Source organism: Azospirillum sp. B506, assembly GCF_000333595.1.
Classification (GTDB): domain Bacteria; phylum Pseudomonadota; class Alphaproteobacteria; order Azospirillales; family Azospirillaceae; genus Azospirillum.
The window spans coordinates 1-10,369 of sequence record NZ_BADK01000563.1 but is presented as its reverse complement, the minus strand read 5'-3'; the positions used below and the strand labels follow the sequence as shown (position 1 = coordinate 10,369).

Annotated in this window: 12 protein-coding genes and 2 pseudogenes; 11 read left to right on the top strand and 3 right to left on the bottom strand. The window is 66.7% G+C overall.

Annotation, left to right across the window (positions count from 1 at the left end):
• Positions 1–124: 124 nt before the first annotated feature.
• The 10 genes and pseudogenes from I71_RS16630 (at position 125) to I71_RS39810 (ending at position 7,735) form a co-directional block, all read left to right on the top strand.
• Positions 125–868, top strand: coding sequence for a response regulator (locus I71_RS16630; protein WP_042695962.1), 744 nt, complete (start codon positions 125–127; stop codon positions 866–868).
• Positions 865–2,271, top strand: coding sequence for a cell wall metabolism sensor histidine kinase WalK (locus tag I71_RS16625; protein WP_049976164.1), 1,407 nt, complete (start codon positions 865–867; stop codon positions 2,269–2,271). The genes I71_RS16630 and I71_RS16625 overlap by 4 nt, the downstream gene beginning before the upstream one ends.
• A 287-nt stretch (positions 2,272–2,558) precedes the next feature.
• Positions 2,559–2,711, top strand: coding sequence for a hypothetical protein (locus I71_RS38340; RefSeq protein ID WP_159107395.1), 153 nt, complete (start codon positions 2,559–2,561; stop codon positions 2,709–2,711).
• Positions 2,712–2,894: 183 nt separating this feature from the next.
• Complete coding sequence (locus I71_RS16620; protein ID WP_042695961.1) at positions 2,895–3,884, top strand: aldo/keto reductase; 990 nt, start codon at positions 2,895–2,897, stop codon at positions 3,882–3,884.
• A 22-nt stretch (positions 3,885–3,906) separates the two neighbouring features.
• Positions 3,907–4,167: a flavodoxin gene (locus I71_RS16615; protein ID WP_280109886.1), complete on the top strand. Its 261-nt coding sequence runs from the start codon at positions 3,907–3,909 to the stop codon at positions 4,165–4,167.
• A gap of 80 nt (positions 4,168–4,247) precedes the next feature.
• The gene (locus tag I71_RS16610; protein WP_042695959.1) at positions 4,248–4,988 is read left to right on the top strand and encodes an SDR family oxidoreductase; all 741 of its coding nucleotides are present in this window, start codon (positions 4,248–4,250) and stop codon (positions 4,986–4,988) included.
• Positions 4,988–6,220, top strand: coding sequence for a multidrug effflux MFS transporter (locus I71_RS16605; RefSeq protein WP_042695958.1), 1,233 nt, complete (start codon positions 4,988–4,990; stop codon positions 6,218–6,220). The genes I71_RS16610 and I71_RS16605 overlap by 1 nt, the downstream gene beginning before the upstream one ends.
• Positions 6,217–7,065, top strand: a complete 849-nt coding sequence (locus I71_RS16600) for a formylglycine-generating enzyme family protein (protein WP_042695957.1) — start codon at positions 6,217–6,219, stop codon at positions 7,063–7,065. The genes I71_RS16605 and I71_RS16600 overlap by 4 nt, the downstream gene beginning before the upstream one ends.
• 126 nt (positions 7,066–7,191) lie before the next feature.
• Positions 7,192–7,356, top strand: a pseudogene (locus I71_RS41025) (NmrA family NAD(P)-binding protein); the annotation flags it as partial.
• A 160-nt stretch (positions 7,357–7,516) separates the two neighbouring features.
• The gene (locus tag I71_RS39810; protein ID WP_244433879.1) at positions 7,517–7,735 is read left to right on the top strand and encodes a hypothetical protein; all 219 of its coding nucleotides are present in this window, start codon (positions 7,517–7,519) and stop codon (positions 7,733–7,735) included.
• On the opposite strand, the gene I71_RS16595 is transcribed toward I71_RS39810, so the two are convergent.
• Both I71_RS16595 and I71_RS16590 read right to left on the bottom strand, forming a co-directional pair.
• Positions 7,705–8,532: an SDR family oxidoreductase gene (locus I71_RS16595; RefSeq protein WP_042695956.1), complete on the bottom strand. Its 828-nt coding sequence runs from the start codon at positions 8,530–8,532 to the stop codon at positions 7,705–7,707. The genes I71_RS39810 and I71_RS16595 overlap by 31 nt on opposite strands.
• Positions 8,533–8,576: 44 nt before the next feature.
• The gene (locus I71_RS16590) at positions 8,577–8,966 is read right to left on the bottom strand and encodes a cupin domain-containing protein (protein WP_042695955.1); all 390 of its coding nucleotides are present in this window, start codon (positions 8,964–8,966) and stop codon (positions 8,577–8,579) included.
• Between the two features lie 126 nt (positions 8,967–9,092).
• Between I71_RS16590 and I71_RS16585 the strand changes: the two genes are divergently transcribed.
• Positions 9,093–9,986 carry a LysR family transcriptional regulator gene (locus tag I71_RS16585; RefSeq protein ID WP_042695954.1) on the top strand — a complete coding sequence of 298 codons (894 nt, stop codon included), beginning with the start codon at positions 9,093–9,095 and terminating at the stop codon, positions 9,984–9,986.
• Between the two features lie 188 nt (positions 9,987–10,174).
• On the opposite strand, the pseudogene I71_RS16580 reads toward I71_RS16585, so the two are convergent.
• A pseudogene (locus I71_RS16580) lies at positions 10,175–10,369 on the bottom strand (aldo/keto reductase); the annotation flags it as partial.

Here is a 10,369-nt window from a genome sequence, read left to right as displayed (position 1 = left end):
GTGGCAAAGCGGCGAAGCTGATACAGATTTTTACACATTCGCGCTTTGGCGACCCGCCCGGCCGTGCCACTGTCCCGGCATTGCAGGACCGTATTGCCGGCAGTTCCAGTTTCCACGGTGTTCCATGCCGCTCCCAACCGAAGACGCGCCCATCCATCTGTTGCTGGTCGACGATCACCGCGACATCCGCGAGACGCTGGCACGCTATCTCGACCGCCATGGGCTGCGCGTCACCACGGCGGAGGATGCCGCAACGGCAAGGCGCTTGCTGCGGACCGCGGCGCCGGATCTCGTCGTGCTGGACATCATGATGCCGGGAGAGGACGGCCTCAGCCTGTGCCGTCACCTGCGGGAAACCACCGAGCTGCCGATCATTTTCCTGACTGCCCTCGGCGAATTCACCGAGCGCGTCATCGGTCTGGAGATGGGGGCCGACGACTATGTGCCGAAGCCGTTCGAGCCGCGCGAACTGCTGGCCCGCATCAAGGCGGTGATGCGCCGCAGCCGCAGCCTGCCGGTCGATCCGGCGCGGCGGCGTGGCGAAAGCCAGCGCGTGGCGTTCGACGGCTGGGTACTCGACCTTGGGCGGCGGGAGTTGACCGGCAGCGACGGGATCGCGGTCTCGCTCAGCACCTCGGAGTATCTGATGCTGGAAGCTTTCGTGCGCCATCCCGGCATCGTGCTGTCACGCGACCAGCTGCTGGACCTCACCAAGGGCCGTACCGCCGACGCCTTCGACCGCAGCATCGACAACCAGGTCAGCCGGCTGCGCCGCAAGGTGGAAACCGACCCGCGCAGTCCCAGCCTGATCAAGACCGTCTGGGGCGGCGGCTATTGCTTCGCCGCCAGCGTCAGCGAGCTGCCATGACCGCACCGCTCCGCCGCCTCGTGCCACGTACCCTGTTCACGCAGATGGTCCTGCTGCTGGTCGCGGCCGTCCTCGTGGCCAAGCTGGGCAGCTGGTATGCCTATATGGACGAGCGCGCGCTCGCCATGCAGCAACTGCGTGTGGACGACACGCTCACCCGGACGGCAGCGGCCATCCGTTTGATCGCCGCCGCTCCGCCGCCTCTGCACAAGGACGCTCTGGACGCGGTGAGCAGCGGCGAATTCAGGCTTTGGTGGGATCGCGAGCAGATCGACTCCTCGGCGGCACCGACAGCCGAAGCCCTTGCCGCGCGCGACCGGCTGAAAGCGCAGGTGGGCGACGCCGTACGGGAGATCCGCGTTCTGATCAAGCGGCCCGCCGGCACCGCGCTCGCGGCACCGGACGGGTCGGAGCAATTGAAACTCATGGTTTCCACCCTCTTCCCCGACGGCCGCTGGCTGAACGCAGCCACGGTACAGCCGGCACGGCCGGCAGTGTCAAACAGCTCGCTGTACTTCTCCATCCTGACCTCGGTCGCCATGGTGGCGCTGGTCGCCTTCTTCATCTCGTGCCGCATCTCGCGGCCACTCAAGCAGATTGGCGAAGCGGCCGAGCGGCTTGGACGGGGGGAGTCGGTGGAGCTGGACGAGCGGAGGGGGCCTGACGAGGTTCGCCGTGCAGCGACCGCCTTCAACACCATGGGCGCGCGCCTGCGACGCTTCGTCGATGACCGCACGCGGATGCTGGCAGCGGTCAGCCACGACCTGCGCACCCCCATCACCAATCTGCGCCTGAGGGTGGAACTGCTCGACGAGGGCGAAACGAAGCAGCGCATGCTGGACAATGTGGAGGAACTCCGGCTCACCGCCGAGGCCATGCTGTCCTTCGCCCGCGAGGAGGGCGGCGAGGAGGCGCGGGCCGTGGATCTCGTCTCGTTGGTTGAAAGCGTGTGCGAGGACATGGCCGACGTCGGCGCCCCGGTGAGTTTCGATGGTGCCGCCAAACTGCCAGCGGTATGCCGCCCGATCGCCATGCGGCGGGTCGTCCGCAACCTCGTTGAAAACGCCATCGCCTATGGTGCAGAGGCCAGGGTTTACGTGCGTCCCGACGGCGGCGACATCCGCGTGACCGTTGAGGACCGAGGGCCTGGCATCCCTGCGGCGGACATCGAGCGGGTGTTCGAACCCTTCGTCCGGCTTGAGACGTCGCGCAACCGGAGCACCGGCGGCGTCGGGCTTGGGCTGTCGATCGCCCGCTCCATCGTCCGCGGCCATGGTGGCGACATCTGCCTGGAGAACCGGCAGGACGGCGGCTTGCGCGCCGTCCTCACGCTTCCGGCAATGCATGTCGTCGGTGACGACCGACAGGGCAGGCGTACAGCAGCGCGGCAGATCGCGGCCTGATGCCACTCCGATGGGAGGCGTGACAGCGCCAAGGCACCATCCGGTTCCGTGGCCGCCGCGTATTCATGAAGCATGGACATGACCTCATGCCGGCCATGCCGCCTGGTCGGCGGGTCCGACTTGACCTATTTTCCGCGCATCCAGCCGGGTCGAGTGCCACCACGGGACTACCCCCATCCGCCGCCGGCAAAGTCGGCGCCGCCTTGGCCTCCGTCCGGCACCTCCATTCCACCTTGGCCTTCGATGATCGGAGGATCAGGCAGCCGCGGCGGGCGGGAGGAGCAGCGATGATCTGCATCGGCATCGGACTTGTCGTTACGACCTTCTACGTCATTCTGCTGGCGGGAACCGAGCGCGGCTTCGGTATTCCGCGTCACTCCGAAACGATCCCAGGTCCGATGCAGACGCGCCGCCCCTCGGGCGAGGAACGTATGGGCTGATCGCTCCGCCCCACGCCGTGGGCCAGGAGCAAGGTTGGAGCGCATGCGCACCCGGCCGCCCATTCATGAAAATAAGATATAGCTTCATGTTGATCACACCGTCTAATCGACAGGCGTCGATTGGCTTATCTCATGCGTACCGCAACAGTTGAACGCCCATACCGGTGGGCCGAAGGGGAAGCGATGAAGACGCGTATCCTAGGGAAAAGTGGCCTGGAGGTTTCGGCGATCGGCTTCGGTTGTATGGGGCTCAACTTCAGTTACGGTCATGCGCTGAGCCGGGAGGAGAGTGTCGCGTTGATCCGGCAGGCGGTGGAGCGTGGCGTCACCCTCTTCGACACGGCTGAAATCTATGGCCCCTTCACCAATGAGGAGATCGTCGGCGAAGCACTGAAGCCGGTGCGTGACCAGGTGGTGATCGCCACCAAATTCGGCTTCAACATCGTCGACGGCAAGATGGCTGGCGTGAACAGCCGCCCGGAGCGCATCAAGGCGGTCGCGGAAGGGTCGCTGAAGCGGCTTGGCGTCGAAGTGATCGACCTTTTCTACCAGCACCGCGTCGATCCGAACGTGCCGATCGAGGATGTCGCCGGCGCGGTCAAGGATTTGATCCGGGAAGGCAAGGTCAAGCATTTCGGTCTGTCCGAACCCGGTGCCCACACCGTCCGCCGGGCGCACGTGGTCCAGCCGGTCACCGCGCTACAGAACGAGTATTCGCTGTGGACGCGTGGTCCGGAGACCAACGGCATTCTCGATGCCTGCGAGGAGCTGGGCATCGGGCTGGTCGCCTACAGCCCGCTCGGCAAGGGCTTCCTGACCGGTGCCATGGACAAGGATACCAAGATCGGTGAGAACGATTTCCGCAAGATTCTCCCACGCTTCACGCCTGAGGCGATGGAAAAGAACCAGGCATTGGTCGACCTGCTGAAGCGCATCGCCGTGGAGAAAATGGCCACGCCGGCGCAGATCGCCCTCGCCTGGCTGTTGGCGCGGAAGCCGTGGATCGTGCCGATCCCCGGCACCACCAAGCTGCACCGGCTGGACGAGAACCTCGCCGCCGCGGCTGTCGAGCTGACTGCCGGCGACCTCGTCGAAATCGAGCGCGCCGCTGCGGAGATTGCGGTGGAGGGCCAGCGCTATCCCGAGCATCTGATGAAGACCACCGGCCTCTGACCGAAGCGAGGGAGGAGAACCGATATTCGTCGGCTTCCCCATCTGGGGAATGAGCACCCCTGCGGTGATCCGCTCCTTCCTGGCTGGTCACGACCTGTCCGGCAAGACGCTCGTCCCGTTCGTCACCCATGGCGGCTATGGTTTTGGCGACAGCATGTCGGTTGTCGCCGCGCATGCACCGCAATCCCGCATCCTGGAGCCGTTCGTCATGCAGGCAGACCAGGAGCGGGAAACCCTCGCGCAAACAACCCGATGGCTGGGCGGAATCCGGCCCGGCCGATGAGCCGGCCCCCCTGCGGGTTCCGGATCCCCGACGCCGGAAGCCGGCGGACGCCGCCGGATCGGACCGAAAGGAAGACACCAATGAACGGCACCATCGACGGCAAGGTCATCGTCATCACGGGCGCCAGCAGCGGACTGGGCGAGGCCACCGCGCGGCACCTCGCCGCCCAAGGCGCGACGCTCGTTCTGGGCGCCCGCCGGCTCGATCGGCTCCAGGCCCTGGCCCGGGAGTTGACTCTCGGTCCGGACGCCGCAGTACAGACCGACGTCACCGACCGCGGGCAGGTCAAGCACCTTGTCGACAAAGCGGTCGACATGCACGGACGGATCGACGTGATCCTCAACAATGCCGGCTTGATGCCGCATTCGCCGCTCGAACGCGGCAAGGTGGAGGACTGGGACCGGATGATCGACGTGAATCTCAAGGGCGTCCTCTACGGCATCGCGGCGGCGCTCCCCCACATGACGCGGCAGAAGAGCGGGCACATCATCAACGTCTCCTCGGTTGCCGGCCACAAGGTGCGCCCCGGCAGCGCCGTCTATGCCGCGACCAAGACGGCGGTGCGCATGCTGTCCGAGGGGCTGCGGATGGAGGTGAAGCCCTACAACATCCGCACCACCATCATCTCGCCGGGGGCGGTGCAGTCGGAGCTGCCGCAGAGCATCACCGAGGCCGACGTGGCCAAGGGCATCCAGGATTTCTATCAGGCCGTCGCCATTCCGGCCGATAGCTTCGCGCGGATGGTCGCCTTCGCGATCAGCCAGCCCGAAGACGTGGATGTGAACGAGATCCTGTTCCGCCCAACAGCGCAGGAACTGTGATGTCCATGGTCTCCAGCGTCACAGCGCCGGCCCGGGCGCCGAGCCACGGCTGGCGCGTGCTCGGCATTCTCAGCGCGCTGATGGGCTTCGCCTCCATCTCGACCGACCTGTACCTGCCCGCCATGCCGGCGATCGGACGGGCGCTCGGCGCCGATACCGGCATGGTCGAGCTGACCGTGTCGGGGTATCTGATCGGCTTCAGCCTGGGGCAACTGCTTTGGGGGCCGATCAGCGACCGCATCGGCCGTCGCCTGCCGGTGGCGGTCGGATTGGTGCTGTTCGCCATCGGCTCAGCCGGCTGCGCCATGGCGGGCGGCGCCGGGGCGTTGATCGGCTGGCGCATCGTGCAGGCCATGGGCGCCTGTGCCGGCGTGGTGCTGGCTCGGGCGATGGTCCGTGACCTCTATGAGGGCCATCGCGCCGCCCAGATGCTGTCGACGCTGATGACGGTGATGGCGGTGGCCCCCCTGCTTGGGCCGATCGTCGGCGGGCAGATTCTCGCCGTCGCCGGTTGGCGGGCGATCTTCTGGGTGCTGGTCGGCGTCGGTTTCATCACGCTCGCCACCCTGTTCACCCTGCCCGAGACGCTGCCGGTCGAGCAGCGCAACCGCGAACCGCTCGGCCGGGCGTTGCTGCGTTACGGCGATCTCATCCGGCAGCGCCGGCTGCTCGGCTACGCCGGGGCGGGCGGGTTCTTCTACGGTGGCATGTTCGCCTACATCGCCGGCACGCCCTTCGCCTACGTCACCTACCATCATGTACCGCCGCAGATGTACGGCCTGCTGTTCGGGGCCGGCATTGTCGGCATCATGGCCACCAACACCCTCAACGCGCGGCTGGTGCGGCGGCTGGGCAGCGACCGGCTGCTGCTCGGTGGGGCCGGCATGGCGGCACTCGCCGGACTGGTGCTGGCGGCGGCGGCCTGGACCGGCTGGGGCGGACTCTGGGGACTGGCGGTGCCGCTGTTCCTGTTCGCCTCGGCGACCGGCTTCATCGTCGCCAACTCCATCGCCGGCGCGATGGCGGGCTACCCCGAACGGGCCGGCGCCGTGTCCGCGCTGATCGGAGCGGTCCATTACGGCAGCGGCATCGTCAGTTCGGCCCTGGTCGGGGCGTTCGCGGACGGCACGCCCTGGCCGATGGGCTGGGTCATCGCCTTCACCGGGATCGGCAGCCTGCTGTGCGCCCGGCTGCTCGTTCCCTCCACACGCGCCACTGCGAGGACATCATGAAGACGGTGCTGAATCGCCGTGGGGTGCTGGCCTCGGCGGCATCCGTTGCCGTGCTGCTCGGAACCTCGAAGGGCGCCCTTGCCCGGAATGCCGCGGACACCATCACCAACGGCATCGGCATGGAGTTTCGGCTGATCCCGGCCGGCAGCTTCCTCATGGGATCGCCCGACAGTGACCGCGAGGCCCGCGACTTCGAAAAGCCTCAGCACAGCGTCACCATCAGCCGGCCCTTCTACCTCGCCCGCCATGAGGTGACGCAGGCGCAATGGGAAGCGGTGATGGGCTCGAACCCGTACACGCTCGACCGTTCCAATCCCTATTACGGCCTGCCCGGCATGGCGGAACGGATCACACGTCCCGACCACCCGGCAACGGTGTCCTGGAACGATGCGCAACGCTTCATCGCACGCCTCAACGGGCGTGAAGGCGGCAACCGCTACCGCTTGCCAACCGAGGCGGAGTGGGAATATGCAGCCCGCGCCGGGACGACAACGGCCTATTCCTTCGGCGACAACGCGGCGGCGTTGGGCCGCTACGCCTGGTATGGCGAGGATTTCGCCACCGGCGGAACGCATCCCGTCGGGCGCAAGGCACCGAATCCCTGGGGCCTCTACGACATCCATGGCAATGCCTGGGAATGGGTGCGGGACTGGTACGACCCGGCCTACTACGCCAACAGTCCGGCAACCGATCCGCAAGGGCCGGAACAGGGAGCCGAACGCGTCGTACGCGGCGGCAGCTGGCACGCCACGGCGACGAGCTGGCGGACGGCCTTCCGGCGCGGCTACGTCCCCGACTACCGCGGCATCAGCATCGGCTTCCGCCTGCTGAGGACGGCGGAATAGCCGTCCGAACACCCAGAGTCTGTCTGATGCTTACTGAAGCATCAGACAGACTCTGGCCTTTTGATTTTTCGTGCGATTCACGTTCCAGACGATTCCATCCGAAGCGATCGCACTCTAGGAGACGTCATGTCAACGCTTCCCCTGACCGTGCTTGTCATCGGCGCGACCGGCAGCATCGGGCATCTCGTTGTCGAGGAGGCAATTCAGCAGGCCCACGCCGTGCGCGCCCTGGTGCGCGATCAAGCCAGAGCATGTCCGCTTCCCGCGCAAGCGCAGATCGTCATTGAAGACGTCACCCGGCCCGGCTGGTTCGACTGCAACGGTCCGGACGAGCACCGTCTCGTGCTGCTACAGGGTGACACACGCCGGGCCGGCGCCCCCAGCGACGGCGTCATCGCCCGGCACCAGATCGCCGAGATGCTCGGTCCGCAGCCTCACATCCGACCAGGCGGTGCGCAAGACCTTCGAACTCGCCGCCGCTCCCGGCCTTGCCCAGGACGACGTCGACAGCTTGCTCGCCGCTCTCGACGCCGATCCGTCGTGCGCGCTGGACGGTGTTCACGACACGGCGAACATGCCGTTGGCGGAAGAACCGCGGCGGGTGCTTGATGACCTGGATGCGGTCTACCCGCCAACCCATCACTTCGGAGCCAGATCGCCGAACCAATAGGCTGCGGTGACGCCGCCATCCATCAGGAAATCGCTGCCGGTGATGAACGCACCGTCGGCTCCCATGAGGAGCGCGCCGACAGTTCCCACCTCATCCGGGGTTCCTGCCCGCCCGGCCGCCGAGATCTCGATCATGCGCCGGTAGCCGGGGCCTCGCGGTCCCTCCAGTTCATCCTTCGCCAGCGGCGTGATGATGATTCCGGGGCTGATCGTGTTGACCCGCGCGCCCCGCTTCCCCCAACGAACCGCCTCCGCCATCACCCGCAGGGAGTTCCCCCGCTTGGAAATCTGATAGGCGTGGAGAGGATCCTTCACCTGATCGGGCTGAAGCATCGGCAGGGCGAGCAATTCCTCGGTGGGCGTCGTCGCAAGGGCCTTGTTCTGTTCGGCCGTGAGCGGCGGCAGGCGGTGACCCGACTGCGACGCGATCACGACAGCCGAGCCGCCGCGCGCGATGACGTTGCCGAATTCCTCCAGCACCAGCGCGGTGCCGTAGAGATCGACCTTGAGAATGGTTTCCGGCTTGGCTTGCGTCGGGGATACCCCGGCGGCATGGATGACGCCGAAGACCTCGCCGCGGGCGAAGGCCGTCCCGACCAGCGCCTGAACCGACGAGCGCGACGACACGTCGACCGTCGTGGTGCTGACGTCGAAGCCGGCCTCGCTCAGTGTTTTTGCCGCGGCATCGGCATTTTCCTGACGCAGGTCGGCAAGCAGAACATGCTTGCCGGCACCGACCCGGCGCGCGATCGCCTGGCCGATTGAACCGGCTCCGATCAGAACGATTACCTGTGGCATGACGATCCTCCGTCTCCTTGTGTTTGGGTGTGTCGTGCGGCCCTTCAGCCGCCGTACTGCGCGTCGGTCACCGGTTCGAGCCAGTCGACCACCTTGCCGTCCTTCATCTCGGCGATGGCGATGTGCGTCATCGCGCAATGCGGTGCGGCGCCATGCCAGTGCTTCTCACCGGGCTCGATCCAGACGATGTCGCCAGGGCGGATTTCCTCGACCGGGCCGCCTTCCCGCTGCACGCGGCCAAGCCCGGATGTGACGAGAAGGGTCTGCCCGAGCGGGTGCGTATGCCATGTGGTGCGCGCACCTGGCTCGAAAGTGACGGTGGCGCCGCTCAGCGTGCCGTTGCCGCTGAACGGCGCATCAATCCGGACGGTGCCGGTGAAATACTCACCGGGGCCTCTCACCGAGGCTTCCGCCCCGCTGCGCCTGATGTTCACCCTCATCCTCCACACCTTTGGCGCCGGCGCCCATTCAGGCCGCCGACTGCGGCTAATAAATTAGCGGGGAGGCACTCCAGAGATTAGGTGCTATGAATCACATGCGGTCATATCGGGAGTTCATGAATGCAGCGTGAAGAGCTGGTCGACCTCAACGCCTTCCTCACGGTTGCCGAGGAGCAGAGCTTCACCCGCGCCGCCGCGCGGCTGGGCACCTCGCAATCGACGCTGAGCCACACGATCCGCCGCCTGGAAACCCGCATCGGCGTCCGCCTGCTGACCCGCACCACCCGGAGCGTCGCGCCGACCGAGGCGGGCGAGCGGCTGCTCGCCACCCTGCGGCCGGCCTTGAACAGCATCGGTGCCCAGCTCGCATCCCTGACCGAACTGCGTGACAGGCCGGCCGGGACGATCCGCATCACGGCGGGAGAGCATGCCGCCAATACCGTCCTGTGGCCGGCGCTTGAACGGCTGCTTCCCGATTATCCGGATATCCACGTTGAACTGAGCCTCGATTCCGCACTGGCCGATATCGTTACGGAGCGCTTCGACGCCGGCGTCCGCCTGGGCGAAGCACTCGCCAAGGACATGATCGCCACCCGGATCGGCCCGGACCTGCGCATGGCCGTTGTCGGCGCGCCGGCCTATTTCAGGACGCGCCGGGTTCCACGCACGCCGTCCGACCTGGCCGATCACCAGTGCATCAATCTGCGTCACCAGAGTTCAGGAGCCCTCTATGCCTGGGAGCTGGAAAAGGATGGCCGCGAGTTGCGGGTGCGCGTTGAGGGGCAACTGGCCTTCAACAACGTGCCTTTGATCGTCCGCGCCGCCACCGCGGGGTTCGGACTCGGCTTCGTCATGGAGGACCATGTCAGGGCGCATCTCGCCGACGGCCGTCTGGTCCGGGTTCTGGAGGACTGGTGCCCGCCGTTCCCCGGCTATCACCTGTACTACCCGAGCCGGCGCCAACCGTCGGCCGCCTTCGCCGTGCTGTTGGAAGCGTTGCGCTACCGCGGGTGAGGCATCCCGCGGCGCCGGGCATCACGGCGCCTTGTGAATCCCCAGGCTGCCACGGCTTTCCAGACCAGGCGTCATCGCCAGTTTGACCACGAGATCCGCCACGCTGCTGCGCGACACGGTCGCCGCGGCGTTCCGGAACGGCTCGCCCTTCCTCGTGGTCCCGTAGGCGATGTCGTCCCGGTCGTTCAGGCCACATCCTCGATCGGCACGTCGGGATCGACACGGTGCTGGTAGAGCAGATCGATGCGATCGGTCCCGAGCCGCTTCAGCGATGCCTCGGCCACCTGCCGGATGTGGTCGGGGCGGCTGTTGAGCCCCCGCCGCGCCTTGGTCGCCGGATCGATGTCGAAGCCGAACTTCGTCGCGATCACCACCTGATCGCG

Coding starts and splice junctions, on each gene's coding strand:
- I71_RS16630 (WP_042695962.1), top strand. CDS start 125: ATGCCGCTCCCAACCGAAGACGCGCCCATCCATCTGTTGCTGGTCGAC.
- I71_RS16625 (WP_049976164.1), top strand. CDS start 865: ATGACCGCACCGCTCCGCCGCCTCGTGCCACGTACCCTGTTCACGCAG.
- I71_RS38340 (WP_159107395.1), top strand. CDS start 2,559: ATGATCTGCATCGGCATCGGACTTGTCGTTACGACCTTCTACGTCATT.
- I71_RS16620 (WP_042695961.1), top strand. CDS start 2,895: ATGAAGACGCGTATCCTAGGGAAAAGTGGCCTGGAGGTTTCGGCGATC.
- I71_RS16610 (WP_042695959.1), top strand. CDS start 4,248: ATGAACGGCACCATCGACGGCAAGGTCATCGTCATCACGGGCGCCAGC.
- I71_RS16605 (WP_042695958.1), top strand. CDS start 4,988: ATGTCCATGGTCTCCAGCGTCACAGCGCCGGCCCGGGCGCCGAGCCAC.
- I71_RS16600 (WP_042695957.1), top strand. CDS start 6,217: ATGAAGACGGTGCTGAATCGCCGTGGGGTGCTGGCCTCGGCGGCATCC.
- I71_RS16595 (WP_042695956.1), bottom strand. CDS start 8,532: ATGCCACAGGTAATCGTTCTGATCGGAGCCGGTTCAATCGGCCAGGCG.
- I71_RS16585 (WP_042695954.1), top strand. CDS start 9,093: ATGCAGCGTGAAGAGCTGGTCGACCTCAACGCCTTCCTCACGGTTGCC.